Raw genomic sequence first — 17,520 nt, 5'->3', positions numbered from 1 at the left:
CCTCAAATACATTTGAAATAGTCGAAGGGTTCACGGCAGGAATTGCAGCGGTAGAGCGCTTTGCAGGCCGTCGAGCCAAATTCACTGATAAGCGCGGTGTCGGTGCTGGCGCAGCGCGGGCAGCTCACCTCCACCGGGGCGTGCGCGTGACAGCTATGCCCCACCGGCGGACTGATGCCGTACGTCCGCAGGCGCTCGCGCGCGTCGGGGGTCATCCAGTCGGTGGTCCAGGCGGGTTCAAGCTGGAGCACAATGTGCACCGGGGTAAAGCCGTGCGCGGTCATCGCCTCGCGGATCGCCCCCAGCAGGTGCTCCGTCGCCGGACAGCCCGAGTAGGTGGGCGTGAAGCCGATAACCCAACCTTCACCCTGCGCCTTCACGCTGCGCACCATGCCTAAATCGGTGATGCTTAATACCGGCACTTCCGGATCGGGGATCTGGCTTAACAGCGACCAGATCTGCGGGATTTGCGCAGGCGCGATGTCGACGAGGCGTTGCATAGCGTTCTCCTTTACCACTGCTGACCGGGATACGCGCGCTGGAGATACTGCATTTCCGCCAGCATCGGGCCCAGATGTTCGGTATGGAGCCCCTGTTTGCCCCCGGTGCGGTACGCCACCTCGGCGGGAACCTGCAGGCAGGCTTCATTCAGACCGGCAAAGACTTCGCTTTCCCACGGCTGGCGCAGGACGCGCGGGTCAACCGCCACGCCGGGCTCAATCAGCGCCACCTCGACGTCATCGGCTTCAAACAGCTCCGCCGTAAAACGCCACAGATTGTCGATAGCCTGCTGCATTTTTTGCGCGGACGTTTCGGTCCCGTCGCCCAGACGCACCAGCCAGCCGCGGCTGAAGCGCAGGTGGTAGCGCGCCTCTTTAACCGCTTTGGCGGCGATGGCGGCAAGCTGGCCGTCGCGGCTATGGGTCAGGCGTTCGTACAGCGCCACGTTCCAGGCATCCATCAGGTACTGGCGGGCAATGGTGTCGGCGAAGCTGCCGTTCGGCTGCTCCACCAGCAGAACGTTGCGGAACTGGCGCTCGTCTCGGCCAAACGCCAGCGTGTCTTCATCGCCCTGGCCTTCCAGCTCCGCGGCATAGGTCAGGAAATTGCGCGCCTGCCCCAGCAGGTCGAGACCGATATTGGCGAGCGCGAGGTCGATTTCCAGCTCCGGCGCGTGGCCACACCAGGCGCCGAGACGCTGGGAAAGCACCAGACCGTTGTCGCCCAGACGCAGGGCATAGGCAGTCACTGAATTCATTGTTTGCCTCACATATGCTCGATGCCGTCGGGAATGGTGTAGAACGTCGGATGGCGGTAAACCTTGCTCTCCGCCGGGTCGAAGAACTCGCCGCTCTCTTCCGGCTGGGAGGCGACAATCTCGCTCGCCTTAACCACCCAGATAGAACAGCCTTCGCTGCGGCGGGTGTAGGCATCACGCGCGTTTTCCAGCGCCATGCGATCGTCGGCGGCATGCAGACTGCCAACGTGACGGTGGGATAACCCCTGTTTGCTGCGTACGAACACTTCGTACAGCGGCCAGTAGACATTGCTCATGGTTGTTTCCTCTTACGCGGCCTGACGGGCGCGCTGTTTTTCGGCGTGCGCCAGCGCGGCTTCCCGCACCCACGCGCCCTCTTCCCAGGCTTTACGTTTCGCGGCCAGGCGTTCGTGGTTGCAGATGCCGCGCCCGTTAATGACCTCGTCAAACTCCTGCCAGTCGATCTCGCCGAAGCGATAATGACCGCTCTCTTCATCAAAACGCAGGTCGGGATCGGGCACCGTCATGCCCAGCATTTCCACCTGCGGCACCGTGTTGTCGACGAAACGCTGGCGCAGCTCGTCGTTGCCGAAGCGTTTGATTTTCCACGCCAGGCTGCGGGCGCTGTTCGGCGAATTGTCGTCGTTCGGCCCGAACATCATCAGCGCCGGCCACCAGAAGCGGTTGATGGCATCCTGCAGCATCTGGCGCTGGGCCTCGCTGCCCTGCGCCAGCGCCATGCAGGCCTCAAAGCCCTGACGCTGGTGGAAGCTCTCTTCTTTACAGATTTTCACCATCGCGCGGGCATACGGACCGTAGGAAGTGCGGCACAGCGCCACCTGGTTGACGATGGCCGCGCCGTCCACCAGCCAGCCGATCACGCCGATATCGGCCCAGCTCAGGGTCGGATAGTTGAAGATGGAGGAGTATTTCATCCTGCCGTCGAGCATCTTCTGGTAGATGTCTTCCCGCGCGCAGCCCAGCGTTTCCGCCGCGCTGTAGAGGTAAAGCCCGTGTCCGGCTTCGTCCTGCACCTTCGCCAGCAGGATCGCTTTTCGGCGCAGCGTCGGGGCGCGGGCGATCCAGTTCCCTTCCGGCAGCATGCCGACAATTTCGGAGTGCGCATGCTGGCCAATCTGACGGATCAACGTCTTACGGTAGGCGTCAGGCATCCAGTCCTGAGGCTCAATCGCCGTCTCCTGCGCTATGCGCTGCTCAAACCGTTGTTCTTGCGTCACGTCATCACCTTTATGATTCGTTAGTTTGCAAATTAAAGCGTAATGTTGAATCACTTTGTTTTTTAAAAGTTACACAAAGGTTAAATACAACCCCAAGAATTGTTTCCTGATTCTGTGACGTTGCTCGCAAGCCTTTTTCTGGAAGCCTTGATAAGCGGGCCTTCGTATTCTGAAATTCATCCAGCCAGATCACATCATTAACAATTCATTAAAAACGCCGCTTGATTTTTATGATTCATGATTAAACTATTAATGAGTAAATCACGTAACATTTGGAGATAAGCGATGCAGCAGTTAGCCAGCTTCTTGTCCGGTTCCTGGCAGTCTGGCCGGGGCCGCGAACGCACTATTCATCACGCCATCAGTGGCGAAGCGCTGTGGAGCGTGACCAGCGAAGGGCTGGATATGGCGGCCGCCCGCCGCTATGCGATTGATCGCGGCGGCGAAGCGCTTCACTCGATGACCTTTATCGAACGCGCAGCCATGCTGAAGGCGGTGGCAAAGCACCTGCTTAGCGAGAAAGAGACGTTTTATGCCCTGTCCGCCCAGACCGGGGCGACTAAAGCGGACAGCTGGGTGGACATTGAAGGCGGGATCGGCACCCTTTTCACTTACGCCAGCCTGGGCAGCCGCGAGCTGCCGGATGACACCGTGTGGCCGGAAGACGAGTTAATCCCGCTGTCGAAAGAAGGCGGCTTTGCGGCGCGCCACGTCCTGACCTCAAAATCCGGGGTGGCGGTGCACATCAACGCCTTTAACTTCCCCTGCTGGGGGATGCTGGAAAAGCTGGCGCCGACCTGGCTTGCCGGCATGCCCGCCATCATCAAACCCGCCACCGCCACCGCGCAGGTGACGCAGGCGATGGTGAAATCCATCGTCGACAGCGGGCTGGTGCCGGACGGTGCCATCAGCCTGATCTGCGGCGGCGCGGGCGATCTGCTCGACCAGCTCGACAGCCAGGACGTGGTGACCTTTACAGGCTCCGCCAGCACCGGGCAAAGCCTTCGCGTGCACCCGAATATTGTGGCGAATGCCATTCCGTTCACCATGGAGGCCGACTCCCTGAACTGCTGCGTGCTGGGGGAAGACGTCACCCCTGAGCAGCCGGAATTTGCCCTGTTCATCCGGGAAGTGGTCCGCGAGATGACCGCCAAAGCCGGGCAGAAATGTACGGCCATTCGCCGCATTATCGTCCCGCAGAGCCAGATTGACGCCGTGAGCCAGGCGCTGATTGCCCGGCTGGAAAAGGTGTTGGTGGGCGACCCGACGCAGGAAGGGGTAAAGATGGGTGCGCTGGTCAACGCCGAACAGCGTGCGGACGTGCAGGAGAAAGTGGATCACCTGATCGCCGCAGGCTGCCAGGTCCGCCTGGGTGGCAAAGCGGATTTGCAGGCCGCGGGCGCGTTCTTCCCGCCGACGCTGCTGTTCTGCCCGCAGCCGGATGAAACTCCGGCAGTGCACTCAACCGAAGCCTTTGGCCCGGTTGCGACGCTGATGCCGTATCGCAATGCACAGCACGCAATGCAGCTTGCCCGCGCGGGCGGCGGCAGCCTGGCGGGCACGCTGGTCACCGCAGACCAGGACATTGCCCGCCAGTTTATTCTCGGCGCGGCGCGCGCCCACGGGCGTATTCAGATCCTCAACGAGGAAGCCTCGAAAGAGTCCACCGGCCACGGCTCCCCGCTTCCTCAGCTGGTGCACGGCGGCCCGGGTCGCGCGGGCGGCGGCGAAGAGCTGGGCGGCCTGCGTGCGGTGAAGCACTACCTGCAGCGCACCGCGATTCAGGGCAGTCCGAGCATGCTGGCCGCCATCGGCAAGCAGTGGGTGCGTGGCGCAACGGTGCAGGAAGATCGCGTGCATCCGTTCCGCAAATACTTTGAGGAGCTACAGCCGGGCGACAGCCTGCTGACGCCGCGCCGTACCCTCACGGAAGCGGACATCGTGAACTTTGCCTGCCTGAGCGGCGATCACTTCTACGCCCATATGGACAAGATCGGCGCGGCAGAGTCGATCTTTGGCGAGCGCGTGGTGCACGGCTACTTCCTGATCTCCGCCGCGGCGGGACTGTTCGTTGATGCGGGCGTCGGGCCGGTGATTGCCAACTACGGCATGGAAAACCTGCGCTTTATCGAGCCGGTCAAACCGGGCGATACCATTCAGGTGCGTCTGACCTGCAAGCGCAAAACGCTGAAGAAACAGCGCACCGCCGAGGAAAAACCGACCGGCGTGGTGGAATGGGCGGTTGAGATCTTCAACCAGCACCAGCAGGCCGTGGCGCTTTACTCCATTCTGACGCTGGTGGCGCGCCAGCAGGGAGATTTCAGCTAACGCCCCTCACCCTGACCCTCTCCCCAAAGGGGGAGGAATCCCTGTAATTTTTTTAACCAGAAGCGATAAATTGCTTCACGAAAATTAATGGCTTACAGCGATACCCTGGTCCGGCTGCAAATCGCCGAAGCGTTTCCGTAAGGCCGGGGCGAGGCGCAGGGATGCGCCGAGAGGGCGTGGCCTGCAGGGATGCAGGCTCATGCCCGACCCGATAGCCTGAAGGAATAAGCTGAGGGCACCGCGAAGCGGCGATTTACCGCCGGGAGCCCGGGTCGCCAGGGCGGCGGCGATTGAGCCGCCCTGGCACGTTCACTGGTCATGTCGTGACAGAGTAGCAAGGAACATGAAGTGAACGGAATGACCACTACAGCCGTATGTTCCCCCTCACCCCAGCCCTCTCCCTCAAGGGAGAGGGGGTCGCCTGTGCTGACATCATTTGTGGGGAGAGGAAATGGCCCGGCATGTGATGTATCCCCGCTCTTTTTTTAACCTGGCAAGACTGGCAAATAATCTGGCAGATGCAGGCAAACGCTTTTCTCAGGCGCCTGTCAGGATAAGGCTGTCACAACACAATAAACACAACAAGATGAGGTCTACGATGGGAAGCAATTCTTCTTTTTCTGCCCGTAGAACGGCGCTGGCTATGGCCGTTGCGCTGTGTTGCGCCTGGCAATCCCCTGTTTTCGCCCACGGCAGTGAGGCGCATATGGTCCCGATGGACAAAACGCTGCAGGACTTTGGCGCCGACGTTCAGTGGGATGATTACGCACAGATGTTCACCATTGCGAAAGACGGTGCCTTCGTGAAGGTCAAGCCGGGCGCTAAAACCGCCATCGTCAACGGTAAAACCCTCAGGCTTGAGGTGCCGGTGGTGATGAAAGGCAAGAAAGCCTTTATTTCCGATACCTTTATCAACGATGTTTTCCAGTCCGGCCTTGACCAGACCTTCCAGGTTGAAAAACGCCCTCACCCGCTAAACGCGCTAACGGCGGACGAAATTAAGCAGGCCGTTGAGATTGTGAAAGCCTCGGCGGACTTTAAGCCTAATACGCGCTTTACCCAGATTGCCCTTGCAGAGCCAGAGAAAGCCAAAGTGTGGGACTTTGTGCTTAACGGTACGGCGGTGGATGCCCCGCGTCAGGCAAAGATTGTGATGCTCGATGGAAAGCACGTTATCGAAAGCCTGGTGGATCTGAAGGATAAAAAAATCCTGCGCTGGGAGCCGGTGAAAGACGCGCACGGCATGGTGCTGCTGGATGATTTCACCGCGGTACAGCAGATCGTTAACGAGAGTACGGAATTTGCCGAGGTGCTTAAAAAACACGGCATCACCGACCCGAAAAAAGTGATTACCACGCCGCTGACCGTCGGCTATTTCGACGGTAAAGACGGCCTGAAGCAGGAAGATCGCCTGCTGAAGGTGGTGAGCTATCTGGATGTGGGCGACGGCAACTACTGGGCGCACCCGATTGAAAACCTGGTGGCCGTGGTCGATCTTGAGCAGAAGAAAATCCAGAAGATTGAGGAAGGTGCCGTTGTTCCGGTTCCGATGACGCCGCGCCCCTACGATGGCCGCGATCGTATAGAAACGCCGAAAAAACCGCTCGACATCATCGAGCCGGAAGGTAAGAACTACACCATTACCGGCGATATGGTGCACTGGCAGAACTGGGATTTCCACCTGAGCCTGGACTCTCGCGTCGGTCCGATGATTTCAACCGTCACGTATAACGACAACGGTAAAAAGCGCCAGATTATGTATCAGGGGTCGCTCGGCGGCATGATCGTCCCTTACGGCGATCCGGACGTGGGCTGGTATTTCAAGGCCTATCTTGATTCCGGCGACTACGGCATGGGCACCTTGACCTCCCCTCTGGTGCGCGGGAAAGACGTGCCGTCCAACGCGGTGATGCTCAACGAAACCATCCCGGATTACACCGGCGCGCCGATGGAGATCCCGCGCGCGATCGCCATTTTCGAACGCTACGCGGGGCCGGAATACAAACATCAGGAGATGGGTCAGCCAAACGTCAGCACCGAGCGCCGCGAGCTGGTGGTGCGCTGGGTGAGTACCGTGGGCAACTACGATTACATCTTCGACTGGGTGTTCCATGAAAATGGCACCATCGGTATTGACGCCGGCGCGACGGGTATCGAAGCGGTGAAAGGCGTGCAGGCGAAAACCATGCACGATGCCACCGCCAAAGATGACACCAAATACGGCACGCTGATCGACCACAACATCGTGGGCACCACGCACCAGCACATCTACAACTTCCGTCTTGATATGGACGTGGATGGCATCAACAACAAGCTGGTGGCTATGGATCCGGAAGTGAAGCCGAATACCGCCGGTGGTCCGCGCACCAGCACCATGCAGATCAATCAGTATGATATTGATACCGAGCAGCAGGCGGCGCAGAAGTTCGACCCGGGCACGATTCGCCTGCTGAGCAACACAAGTAAAGAGAACCGCATGGGTAACCCGGTCTCGTACCAGATCATCCCTTATGCGGGCGGTACGCACCCGGTAGCGACCGGCGCGAAATTTGCCCCGGACGAGTGGATCTACCATCGCCTGAGCTTTATGGACAAACAGCTGTGGGTGACCCGCTACCACCCTGATGAGCTCTACCCGGAAGGTAAATTCCCTAACCGCTCCGTACACGACACGGGCCTCGGGCAGTACAGCAAGGATAACGAGTCGCTCAACGATCGGGACGACGTAGTCTGGATGACCACCGGCACCACCCACGTGGCGCGCGCGGAAGAGTGGCCGATCATGCCAACGGAATGGGTGCATACCCTGCTTAAGCCGTGGAACTTCTTCGACGAGACGCCAACGCTCGGGAAGAAAAAAGACGAAAAATAACCACCCGCCGGGCAATAGCCCGGTTTTTTTTGCCCTGACGTTTGAGGATCGTCCTGGCTTGCTTATAGTTACAGATATCTCATCGACATGATTTATCCCCCGGACGGGAAAGGGCTTTATGGAAAAAAGAAAAAAACCGTCGCTGGAACGGGCGACCTGGCCAACGCGCCATGCCATGGTCATGCACGGGCTGGCGATGAACCTGCCGTGGCTGGCCTTCGTCAATATCAGCTTTGCGGTGATGATTCTGCTGCGACACGTTCTGCTTAAGCCCAGCGATCCCCTTTATCCCCACTCGCCCCAGCTGACGAGAATGGTTGATGCCTCCATGCTCGGTATTATCATCCTCTCGGCCGCGCTGATCCTCATGGCCTGGCGGCGTATCGCCGGTATCAGCGTGGTGTTGTTTATCTGCAGCGCCATCTGGTCGGTCTCCTGCTTCTGGTTTATCACCCAGCTGCTGCTCCCGCACGTCTGGCCGCTGTGCCTTATTCTGTTACTCGCCGGTTTGACGGCGCTCTATTTCTACCCTGAAGGGCTGCTCGCCTTTGTGCTCCCGCTCTGGATCACCCTGCCGATAGCAAGCTGGATACGAAACGATGGCCTCAACCTACACTTCGTTGTTATCTGGAGCGTGTTTACGCTGATCCTGATCTGCGGGCGTTTCATTCTGCTGAGCTGGTTTGACGAAGCCTGGCGACGTAACCAGCAAAATCAGCTGCTTATTTCGCGGCTGGACGCGCTGGCGCATCAGGACCCGTTAACCAAAACCGCCAATCGCCGGAAAATGGAGGTGGTGCTGGAGAACGCGGTTGAGCAGAAAAAAACCTTCTCGGTGATCATGCTGGATATCGACTACTTCAAGCGCTACAACGATACCTACGGGCACCAGGCGGGCGACGACTGTCTGACGCGCGTGGCGCGCGTGCTGAAGCAGTCCGTGCGCACGCCTGACGATGTGGTGTCACGCTACGGCGGCGAAGAGTTTCTGGTGATTCTGTTTAATTGCCCGGAGAACATCGCGGAAAAGGTTGCCCTGCGTATTCAGGACGGCCTGCGTACGGAAGCCATACCACACGGCGCCTCGACGGTCAGCGACCATGTCACCGTGAGCATGGGGATTGCGAGCATGGCCGAGGGGTTAGCGGGCACCGAGATCATCGCCCGCGCCGATGCGGCGCTGTATCGGGCGAAAGAGGCAGGTCGGGATCGGTGGTCGCTGTAGAAAAAAAGCCGGGTGGCGGCTACGCCTTACCCGGCTTGCTTTTTAATACCGCACGCACACCGACTTGGTTTCACACCAGCCGTCCAGCCAGTCCGGGCCAAAATCGCGTCCGGTACCGGACTGCTTCATGCCGCCGAACGGCAGGTTGGCGTCGATTAGCGTATGGCTGTTCACCCAGACGGTGCCCGCCTGCAGCCGGTCGGTATACTCCAGCGCCTTGCTGATATTCTGCGTCCAGACGCTGGCCGTCAGGCCATATTCGGTGTCGTTTGCCAGCTGGAGCGCCTCTTCCCCGTCGGCGACGCGCACAAGGTTGACCACCGGGCCAAACACCTCTTCGCGGGTCAGGCGCAGCGAGGCATCCGGGTTCACCACCAGCGTAGGTGAAACGTAATAGCCTTTGCCTTCCGGCCCCCGGTTACCGACGATCAGCTCCGCGTGGCGCGACTTCGCCTCATCGAGGAAGGTCTGCACCTTGTCGCAATGCGCGCGCGACACCAGCGGGTTAATAAACGCTTCCGGCGACATGCCTGGCCCGACGCTCAGGGATTTCACCGCCTGTTCAAACCCGCTGACCAGCGTGTCAAACAGCGGTGCCTCAATGTAGATGCGCGAGCTCGCCGCGCACACCTGCCCCTGGTTCAGGAAGCTGCCGGTCATCAGGCCTTCGATCACCCACGCAGGGTCTGCATCCTTGAGCACAATTGCCGGGTTTTTCCCGCCCAGCTCCAGGGTCACGCCGGTTAGCGTGTCCGCCGCCGCGCGGGCAATTTGCTTACCCGTCGCCGTTGAGCCGGTGAAGCTCACCTTCGCGATATGCGGATGCGAGGTCAGCGCCGCGCCACACACCGCGCCGCTCCCGGTCACCACGTTGAACACCCCATCCGGGATGCCCGCTTCACTGGCCAGTTCCGCCACGCGCAGCATGGTCAGCGGCGTGGTTTCAGACGGCTTAATGACGATAGAGCAGCCAGCTGCCAGCGCTGGCATCACTTTCCACATGCCGATCATCAGCGGGAAGTTCCAGGGCACAATCCCGGCCACCACGCCAACCGGCTCTTTACGCGTCCACGCCTGATAGCGGGCGCCCTGCGGCAGCGGGATAGAAAGATCGAGAGTTTTACCCGAAATTTTGGTTGTCAGCCCGGCGGTATAGCGCATCCAGTTCAGGGTGCAGCCGACTTCAAACATACGGGAAATGTTGATGGATTTGCCCTGCTCCAGCGTTTCAAGCTGGGCCAGCTCCTCGCTGTGCTGTTCCACCAGATCGGCGAAATGGAGCAGGATCCGCTCGCGCTCCGCCGGGAGTTTTCCGGCCCAGGTGCGGGCCACAAAGGCGCGCCAGCCGGACATGACGGCACGATCAACGTCATCGACGCTGGCATCGGCAGTCGAGGCAATCACCTCGCCCGTAGCCGGGTTGAAGACATTCAGCCGCTTTTCACTGTCCGACGCGGCCTGACGCCCTTCAATCCACAGGCCATGATGTCGGTCTAAAAACTGCTGCACGGCAGGCTGAATAGCCACCTGTGATTCAGACATAGGATACTCCTTCGTTATTCTTCGCAGGGTGTTCATCCAGTCTAAGAGGGGTTTTGCATTCTCGCTTTTGTCTCTGTGACATTCGCTTTGCCACCTGTGACAGGCTCCGCAAATCGCGATAATTGCCGCTTATATCGCTGTAACCGGTGAGTGTTCTTTCCTATAGTCAGCCTCATAGCTCTGACAAAATGCAACACAAATGCAACAATGCGAAAACGTTGACGGTGCAGTGAGAGAAACGATGGCGTGTGCAAGCGAGCAGGAACAGTATCAGCATTGGCTGGCGCAAATTAACCAGGTTTGCGGGCGTTTTAACGCGCAGCCCACCGGGGGTAAATTCTACGGCGAGCTGGAGACCAGCTATGCGCGCAGTCTGAAGCTCAGTACCGTGACCGCGGGTGGCGTTAACCTGTTCCGCTCCCGCCAGGAGATCGCTCAGAGTAACGATGCCTGGTTCTATACCGTGTTCCAGCTCGAAGGGAGTGCAGAAATTGAGCAGGATGACCGTCGCGCGCTGCTCAAAACCGGTGATATCACGCTGATTGACGCGTCGCGTCCCTGTTCAATCAACTGGCAGGAAAAATCCCGCCAGATTTCGCTCCTGGTTCCGCGTCAGATTATTGAGCAGCAGTGTCGTTTCCAGGAGATAAGCTGCGCGACCGCCCTTTCCCGCACCTTACCCACGGTGCAGCTGAGCCATCGCCTGTTGATGGAGAGTATGAGCAATGCCGACCTGAGCGATCGTGAAAGTGAAGCCGCGCTCGAAGCGATGATCTGCCTGCTGCGCCCCGCTTTCCAGCAACGTGAAATCATTCAGCCGCGCAAGGAGCGCCAGTTCCAGCATGTGGTGGCGCTGATTGACGACCATATTCAGTCTGAATCGCTGCGTCCTGAATGGATTGCCGCCGAGAGCGGTATGTCTGTGCGCAGTCTCTACCGCATGTTTGCCGAAAAGGGGCTGGTGGTCGCGCAGTACATTAAAAACCGTCGCCTGGATCTCTGCGCGCAGGTACTGCGCACTGCTGGCGATGATGAAAAGCTGGCGGGCATTGGCTACAGCTGGGGCTTTACCGACCATAGCCATTTTTCAACGGCGTTTAAGCAGCGTTTTGGCGTCTCGCCGGGTGAATACCGCAGGCGCTACCGCTAGCTACTTTCTGAGCCATTTTCCGTTAATGCCCTTCACATACTCGCCCGGCTGCGCGCGGGCAACCAGTTTTTGCCCTGCCATTTTGGCCACTTCATCAACCGGCAAATTATTGCTATCAGCCAGCTTCTGGTAGCTTTCCGTGCGCGCCGCATTGATGCGATTGACCAGCGCCAGCGTTTCGGCGTCCTGCTGAATCGGGGCAAGATAACCGCTGAGGGTTTCCCCCACGCGCCCCTGCGCCCGGGCATCGTTCAGGGTGAGCGCAGCCGCCTGCACGTTCATCCCCAGCGCCAGTAAAATCAGTGCTACTCGTTTCATGGCGTCCTCAGAACAGATCGCTGCGCGATTTAAGCAGGGTTTCGACGTCTTTATCGACCTTAATGTGGATCTCATGTTCGATTTTGACATTCATATTGATGGTAATCGGCTCCTTTGGCGCAGCGACTTCAATACGCGGCGTACAGCCGGTCAGTAGCGCGGCAACGGCAACGGTGAGCACACCAGCCATCTTTTTCATTGTTGTTCCTCACTTTCCTTGCCGGTCAAACTGCGGGGAGCAGGTATCGCCGCATGTTGCTCAAACCAGGTTTGCAGGTTGTCCCCAAAGCGCAGGCTACGCCAGAGGGTAAAGACATTCTCGTCATGGGTATAGTTCAGGTTGACGGAGCTGCTTTTGCCATCCACCTGGCTGTTCCCCTTGATGGTCGCCTGCATGGTTAATTCACCCAGATTATCTAAATTGATTCTCGTCCACGAACGCGAAATTTCCATATAGCGGAGCCAGTTAATCGCGGCACCCGCGACCATATTATCTTTGACGATGGCGTCGGCCGTATCTTTGTCGATGCGCAGCGTCATTGGGCCCGGGTTGGTGAGCCAGCCATCTTCAATGATCCATTTTTCATTGTCCAGCCAGAACGGCAGCGCCCCGCTGACTGGCCCCGACATGGCAAACTGTTTCGGATTAACGGCGCTAATCAGCTCGCTCGAAGAGATATTGTCCACCCGCAGCAGGGCCGGATCGTGCTGCGGCATCCGCAGCTGCTGCATGGTGATCTTCCCGCCGAGGGTTTCTACCTTCACGTTGGTGAGCAGCAGCGGATTGTCCTCCGTCCAGGGGTAGTCCCCCTGTAGATCGGCAGTAATGTTGCGCGCGGTCACCAGGTTTACCACTTCGCCAATGCGCAGCGTCACCGGTCCGCGCGTGCCCAGAGACCAGGTTCCGTCGCTGAAGCGGAACGGCAGCACAAAATCGACGCCGTTAATCTGGTTATCCGGCATCCAGGCGCTGCCGGATTTCAGCACGCCGTGCCCGCCCGCTTCAAAACCCTGATCGGCCGCCGCCGAGAAGGCGACCTGCGCATACAGTTCCCCGTCGCGCAGCGTCATTTTCCAGTCAGGCGGGAGCAGCGGCTGGAATACGGTGAGAGACTGTTTCGGCCACCAGGCCTGCCCGCGCAGGCGTACGCCATCCCAGCGCCCGTTTACCTGTACCGGACCGATTTTGTCCGCGTGGAGGTCACCCTTAAACTGAAAAATAGTCGGGTCGCTGCCGTCGACGCTAAAGGTCAGGACCGATGGCGGCAACACGCTGCCGCCGGAGAAACGGGTTTGCCCGGCGTTAAGCGACAGCGCGCCGCTGAAGGTCGGTTTTTCGGGGTCACGTAACCAGCGCACCGGTTGATCCAGCACCAGGCGAGGCTTGCTGACCTCCATCGTGCCGTACTGGAGCTTGTCAAAACCGGTGGAGAGCGCCGTCAGCTCAATAAGATTGTCGCGCCACTCGCCTTTCCCGGCGACATCCCAGCGGGCATGCATCGGCGTAAAACCGCCTTTCCCCCAGTAGCGCCACTGCCACAGGCCGTTATCGGGTAAGAAGTCGCTGGCCTGACCGTCCAGGTGGAGTTCAAAATCGCCCATCTCGTTTTCATGGGCGCGCAGAATAGCCTGCAGACGGCCGTCCACGCCCTTCTGGGTGAGCTTCACGCCCGCCAGCGGCCAGCGGATTTCATCGATATCGAGTGAATCAATGATGCGCCCGCGCGAGCGGAGCAGCGCGCCCGGCTCAAAGGCCAGCTTCGGTTCATACAGGCTGCCGGTCAGCGTTGCGGGCAATTTAGCGTAAAGAATGAGATCGTTTTGCTTTGCCTCGCCGCTCAGGTGCAGAGGCATGTCGCTGTTTTCCATGCTGAGCCTGCCTGGCCCGATATTCAGTACCGCGTTCCCTTTCCCCGCATCACCGTGGGTAAGCACATTCAGCCGTCCGGTCAGGGTGGTTTTCTCCAGCCCCTGCTGCCAGTTGTCGGCGCGAAGGGACACCCGCCCGCTCAGCGGCATACCCGAGAGATCCCAGTTCCAGCGCCCGTCGCTGATGTTCAGCTGTTCCGCCGTGATCTGCCACGGCAGGTCGAGCAGCGGATCGGGATTGTCCCGCGCCATCACCACCAGCTGTCCCTGATTGTCTTCCCAGTCCAGATCGGCATCGACCAGAGACGTCAACTGTGGCACGTTAAAGGTCGCGACCGCGTGGCCTTTCACCGGTACGCCATCCGGTACCAGCGGCAGGGTAAATTCGCCCACCAGCTTAATCGGCTGCGGCTGGTCCGGGAGCTGTACATCGAACTGGCTGACCGAGAGCGTCTGACCGCGAAGCGTGCCTTTAATGCTGACCTGCTCGCCTTTATAGGCGATCTCCTGACTGGACGGGGTCAGCGACGCACGCAGCTCGCCCTGCCACTGCTGCCAGGGAGAGAGCGTCAGACGGTGAATCGTGAGCCAGGTATTGGGTAATACTGCCTGCCATTGCGCGAGCGTTTTCGGGGCGACCGTTGAAGGCGCTGACTGAGGAATTTTGCTCAGACAGACGGAATTTAAATCCAGCGCGCCGATATCCAGCTTCCAGCGGCTCGGATGTGACAGCGTCACGTTATCGATGCGGGCAATTTCGCAATCTTCAACCAGATAGCGAAGATTGGGGATCACCAGCGCGTGGCGGGTTAGTTTCGGGCTCTCTTCGAACGCGATGCGCGTCCCCACGGGCAGCCAGATCCCGGCGAGCGTCGGGACCCACTGGGCGAGCGTCATCAGCAGCGTCAGCGGCAACAGTATGAACAGCAGTAAAAGCGCAAGAGCGGCTTTGTATTTACCCTTCATGGGCAGTTAATATCCTGATTTAGCGAAAGAATTAAGCCGGCAGTGCCGATCATTGTCGCATGTTTAGCCAGTCAGTTGAAGGGAATGCCATTTTTAAGGATAGATGCTCTAGAATAATTGATAGAACTTATTGAATTCAATAATATTTTAGAAATTGTAAGATAATTTTAATCATGCTAACGTGAATGCAAAATCACTGGAGAAAGTCTTATGAAACTCGCGGTATATAGCACAAAGCAGTACGACAAAAAGTATCTGCAACATGTTAACGAGGCTTACGGGTTTGAGCTTGAATTTTTCGACTTTCTGCTGTCCGAAAAAACCGCCAAAACGGCGCACGGCTGTGAAGGCGTCTGCATTTTCGTAAACGATGACGGCAGTCGCCCGGTGCTGGAAGAGTTGAAAAAACAGGGGGTGAAGTACATCGCCCTGCGCTGTGCGGGCTTTAACAACGTGGATCTCGATGCGGCGAAAGAGCTGGGTCTGAAGGTGGTGCGCGTTCCGGCGTACTCCCCGGAAGCGGTGGCGGAACATGCGATTGGCATGATGATGTCGCTCAACCGCCGTATTCACCGCGCTTATCAGCGCACCCGTGACGCCAACTTCTCGCTGGAAGGGCTGACCGGCTTTACCATGTACGGCAAAACCGCGGGCGTGATCGGCACCGGTAAAATCGGCGTCGCCGCCCTGCGGATTCTGAAAGGCTTCGGCATGCGTCTGCTGGCGTTCGATCCGTACCCAAGCGCCGCAGCGCTGGAGCTGGGCGTGGAATACGTCGACCTGCCGACCCTGTTCTCCCAGTCTGACGTGATCTCCCTGCACTGCCCGCTGACGCCGGAGAACTACCACCTGCTGAACCAGGCGGCGTTTGACCAGATGAAAGATGGCGTGATGATCATCAACACCAGCCGCGGCGGGCTGGTTGATTCTCAGGCCGCTATCGAAGCGCTGAAGACCCAGAAAATTGGCGCGCTGGGGATGGACGTGTATGAGAACGAACGCGATCTGTTCTTTGAAGACAAGTCGAATGATGTGATCCAGGACGACGTATTCCGTCGCCTCTCTGCCTGCCATAACGTGCTGTTTACCGGCCACCAGGCGTTTCTGACTGCCGAAGCGCTGATCAGCATTTCAGAAACCACGCTGGGGAACCTGCAGCAGCTGGAAAAGGGCGAAGCGTGCCCTAACGAACTGGCATAAGCGTGACGCCGGGTGGCGGCTATGGCCCACCCGGCGTACTGTCCGTTTCCCAGCTCCGGTGCGCAACGCGCCACCAGAGCAGGACGGCGGCCAGTGCAATCGCGCTCAGGACACTGAATGCCGTGGCAAATGAGTAATGACCGGCAATCGTGCCGGTTAACGCCGGGCTCATGGATGCCCCAATCCCCTGCATCAGCATCACCACACTCTGCCCGGCATTGACGTGCCCGCTCCCGCGCAACAGCACCACGATAAACGATGGTACCGCGACGCCCAGGATCCCTGCGGCCAGCCCGTCGAGAATTTGTACCGGGATCATCATGAGGGGCGCGTCCGTAGACGCCGCCAGCGCGGCGCGCACCGGCATCACCAGCAGCGCCAGCATAATCAAGCGCCAGTAGCCGTAGCGGTCTATTCGGTGGGCGACCCAGATGGCGACGGGGATCATCACGGCCTGAGAGATGATAACGGTGCCCGCCGCGTACAAACCGGGGTTGATCGAGGCGGGCGCGGCGGCCACCCTCATGCTCAGCATCGGCAGCAGCGCGGCGTTCGCCAGGTGAAACAGCAGCAGCGTCAGACCTGTCACAAACAGCGCCCGGTTTTTAATCAGCACGGCAAAGCCGGGAACCGGCAGGCTCGCTGAAGAAGAGAGCCCCCTCGCCGCGTCGTTATCGATATCCCCGCTGCGAATGGCAAGCAGCGCGCACAGCGTTAACAGCGTGGTACAGGTCATCAGCAGGAAAATTCCGCCGACGCCCCAGTACCAGGCAATGCCCCCTGCAATCAGTGCGGTAACAAAGTTGCCGCCGTGATTGAATGCCTCATTTTTGCCCATCTGCGCGCTGAACCCGCTCTGGCCGGTCAGCCCCAGGGTAATCCCGGCGATCAGCGGCCCGACAAACGCCGCACAGATACCGGAGACAATTTGCGAAACGGCGACAACAGCGCTCTGCTGGCTAAACCAGAGCAGGATTGTGCTGAGGGTAATGAGCAGGCACACCAGCGCCAGCACGGTCCGCTTGCTGCGTGAGGTGTCGGTGATGAATCCCGCCGGCAGCGTGGCCAGTAATCCCGCCAGCCCACCGGCCGTCATCAGGATGCCGATATCATCAGGGGTCCAGTGGCGTTCGGTCAGGAAAATACCGAGAAAAGGCCCCAGGCCATCGCGGACATCCGCGATGAAAAAACTTGTCAGGCACAATGCCCGCAGCGAACGAAGAGACATACTTCCTGCCTTTGTCTGTTATCGCCTGAAAAAAAGGAAATGTAGTATACCGGGTATTTTTGAAAATCAGATGACGTCTTAAAAATATGCCTTTCGAACTTAAACAATTCATAACGGAGGCTGTTTTTTCGCTTTACTCATTATTTCGCCTGACTATACTGGCAATAAATTTTCACAGGAGACCTTCGTTGGAAAGTCATTTTATCGTCGATACGAAGGTAAGCTAGCGCAATTTTCTCGCTGCTTACCTGAAAGGGTGGGCAGCAATCCTCGTTAAGCGATTGTATCCCGAAATAGTAAAACCACTCAATTTGTGGGGCATCGCA

The 17,520-nt window shown here is 58.7% G+C and carries 14 protein-coding genes; 5 read left to right on the top strand and 9 right to left on the bottom strand.

Features of this window, described 5'->3' with window-relative positions; translation table 11 throughout:
* Positions 1–2: 2 nt before the first annotated feature.
* The 4 genes from paaD to paaA are packed head-to-tail and all read right to left on the bottom strand — an operon-like array spanning position 3 to position 2,496.
* Positions 3–500: a 1,2-phenylacetyl-CoA epoxidase subunit PaaD gene (gene paaD, locus LRM19_RS05960; RefSeq protein WP_271367801.1), complete on the bottom strand. Its 498-nt coding sequence runs from the start codon at positions 498–500 to the stop codon at positions 3–5.
* Positions 501–511: 11 nt separating this feature from the next.
* Positions 512–1,258: a 1,2-phenylacetyl-CoA epoxidase subunit PaaC gene (gene paaC, locus LRM19_RS05955; RefSeq protein ID WP_271367800.1), complete on the bottom strand. Its 747-nt coding sequence runs from the start codon at positions 1,256–1,258 to the stop codon at positions 512–514.
* A gap of 8 nt (positions 1,259–1,266) precedes the next feature.
* A complete protein-coding gene (paaB, locus tag LRM19_RS05950) occupies positions 1,267–1,554 on the bottom strand; it encodes a 1,2-phenylacetyl-CoA epoxidase subunit PaaB (protein WP_003857353.1) in 288 nt (95 codons plus the stop codon).
* 12 nt (positions 1,555–1,566) lie between these two features.
* Positions 1,567–2,496: a 1,2-phenylacetyl-CoA epoxidase subunit PaaA gene (paaA, locus tag LRM19_RS05945; RefSeq protein ID WP_271367799.1), complete on the bottom strand. Its 930-nt coding sequence runs from the start codon at positions 2,494–2,496 to the stop codon at positions 1,567–1,569.
* A gap of 285 nt (positions 2,497–2,781) precedes the next feature.
* On the opposite strand from paaA, the gene paaZ reads away from it, so the two are divergent.
* The 3 genes from paaZ to LRM19_RS05930 all read left to right on the top strand — a co-directional run bounded on the left by paaZ (position 2,782) and on the right by LRM19_RS05930 (position 8,921).
* Entirely contained in the window at positions 2,782–4,824 is a 2,043-nt protein-coding gene (gene paaZ / locus LRM19_RS05940) for a phenylacetic acid degradation bifunctional protein PaaZ (protein WP_271367798.1), read from the top strand.
* 598 nt (positions 4,825–5,422) lie between these two features.
* Positions 5,423–7,696, top strand: a complete 2,274-nt coding sequence (gene tynA, locus LRM19_RS05935; protein WP_271367797.1) for a primary-amine oxidase — start codon at positions 5,423–5,425, stop codon at positions 7,694–7,696.
* Positions 7,697–7,814: 118 nt separating this feature from the next.
* Positions 7,815–8,921 (top strand): GGDEF domain-containing protein, encoded by a 1,107-nt coding sequence (locus tag LRM19_RS05930; protein ID WP_271367796.1) that lies wholly within the window; start codon positions 7,815–7,817, stop codon positions 8,919–8,921.
* Positions 8,922–8,963: 42 nt separating this feature from the next.
* On the opposite strand, the gene LRM19_RS05925 is transcribed toward LRM19_RS05930, so the two are convergent.
* Positions 8,964–10,463 carry an aldehyde dehydrogenase family protein gene (locus tag LRM19_RS05925; protein WP_271367795.1) on the bottom strand — a complete coding sequence of 500 codons (1,500 nt, stop codon included), beginning with the start codon at positions 10,461–10,463 and terminating at the stop codon, positions 8,964–8,966.
* A gap of 241 nt (positions 10,464–10,704) precedes the next feature.
* Between LRM19_RS05925 and feaR the strand changes: the two genes are divergently transcribed.
* Entirely contained in the window at positions 10,705–11,613 is a 909-nt protein-coding gene (gene feaR, locus LRM19_RS05920; protein WP_271368221.1) for a transcriptional regulator FeaR, read from the top strand.
* Here feaR and LRM19_RS05915 read toward each other — a convergent pair whose 3' ends face one another.
* From LRM19_RS05915 to LRM19_RS05905, 3 genes are read right to left on the bottom strand one after another with little or no spacing between them, the layout of a single operon-like run.
* The gene (locus LRM19_RS05915) at positions 11,614–11,931 is read right to left on the bottom strand and encodes a YdbL family protein (protein ID WP_127730663.1); all 318 of its coding nucleotides are present in this window, start codon (positions 11,929–11,931) and stop codon (positions 11,614–11,616) included.
* Between the two features lie 7 nt (positions 11,932–11,938).
* Positions 11,939–12,130, bottom strand: coding sequence for a YnbE family lipoprotein (locus LRM19_RS05910; protein WP_014169918.1), 192 nt, complete (start codon positions 12,128–12,130; stop codon positions 11,939–11,941).
* Positions 12,127–14,766, bottom strand: coding sequence for a YdbH family protein (locus tag LRM19_RS05905; RefSeq protein WP_271367794.1), 2,640 nt, complete (start codon positions 14,764–14,766; stop codon positions 12,127–12,129). Before LRM19_RS05905 ends, LRM19_RS05910 begins: the two co-directional genes overlap by 4 nt.
* A gap of 210 nt (positions 14,767–14,976) precedes the next feature.
* On the opposite strand from LRM19_RS05905, the gene LRM19_RS05900 reads away from it, so the two are divergent.
* Entirely contained in the window at positions 14,977–15,966 is a 990-nt protein-coding gene (locus tag LRM19_RS05900) for a 2-hydroxyacid dehydrogenase (RefSeq protein ID WP_080327224.1), read from the top strand.
* A 19-nt stretch (positions 15,967–15,985) separates the two neighbouring features.
* Here the strand turns inward: LRM19_RS05900 and LRM19_RS05895 are convergent, their stop codons facing one another.
* Positions 15,986–17,194, bottom strand: coding sequence for an MFS transporter (locus LRM19_RS05895; RefSeq protein ID WP_271367793.1), 1,209 nt, complete (start codon positions 17,192–17,194; stop codon positions 15,986–15,988).
* Between the last annotated feature and the right edge of the window lie 326 nt (positions 17,195–17,520).

The sequence above is a fragment of the Enterobacter sp. PI-10 genome, assembly GCF_027947695.1.
Lineage (GTDB): Bacteria > Pseudomonadota > Gammaproteobacteria > Enterobacterales > Enterobacteriaceae > Enterobacter > Enterobacter vonholyi.
Note: the sequence above shows the minus strand (reverse complement) of the source record. Positions and strands in the feature narration are given on the sequence as shown.

Bases quoted from the DNA above. Each gene is read 5' to 3' on its own strand.
- LRM19_RS05905 (WP_271367794.1), bottom strand. From the start codon at position 14,766: ATGAAGGGTAAATACAAAGCCGCTCTTGCGCTTTTACTGCTGTTCATA.
- LRM19_RS05910 (WP_014169918.1), bottom strand. From the start codon at position 12,130: ATGAAAAAGATGGCTGGTGTGCTCACCGTTGCCGTTGCCGCGCTACTG.
- paaB (WP_003857353.1), bottom strand. From the start codon at position 1,554: ATGAGCAATGTCTACTGGCCGCTGTACGAAGTGTTCGTACGCAGCAAA.
- LRM19_RS05930 (WP_271367796.1), top strand. From the start codon at position 7,815: ATGGAAAAAAGAAAAAAACCGTCGCTGGAACGGGCGACCTGGCCAACG.
- tynA (WP_271367797.1), top strand. From the start codon at position 5,423: ATGGGAAGCAATTCTTCTTTTTCTGCCCGTAGAACGGCGCTGGCTATG.
- feaR (WP_271368221.1), top strand. From the start codon at position 10,705: ATGGCGTGTGCAAGCGAGCAGGAACAGTATCAGCATTGGCTGGCGCAA.
- LRM19_RS05895 (WP_271367793.1), bottom strand. From the start codon at position 17,194: ATGTCTCTTCGTTCGCTGCGGGCATTGTGCCTGACAAGTTTTTTCATC.
- LRM19_RS05915 (WP_127730663.1), bottom strand. From the start codon at position 11,931: ATGAAACGAGTAGCACTGATTTTACTGGCGCTGGGGATGAACGTGCAG.
- LRM19_RS05900 (WP_080327224.1), top strand. From the start codon at position 14,977: ATGAAACTCGCGGTATATAGCACAAAGCAGTACGACAAAAAGTATCTG.
- paaZ (WP_271367798.1), top strand. From the start codon at position 2,782: ATGCAGCAGTTAGCCAGCTTCTTGTCCGGTTCCTGGCAGTCTGGCCGG.
- paaD (WP_271367801.1), bottom strand. From the start codon at position 500: ATGCAACGCCTCGTCGACATCGCGCCTGCGCAAATCCCGCAGATCTGG.
- LRM19_RS05925 (WP_271367795.1), bottom strand. From the start codon at position 10,463: ATGTCTGAATCACAGGTGGCTATTCAGCCTGCCGTGCAGCAGTTTTTA.
- paaC (WP_271367800.1), bottom strand. From the start codon at position 1,258: ATGAATTCAGTGACTGCCTATGCCCTGCGTCTGGGCGACAACGGTCTG.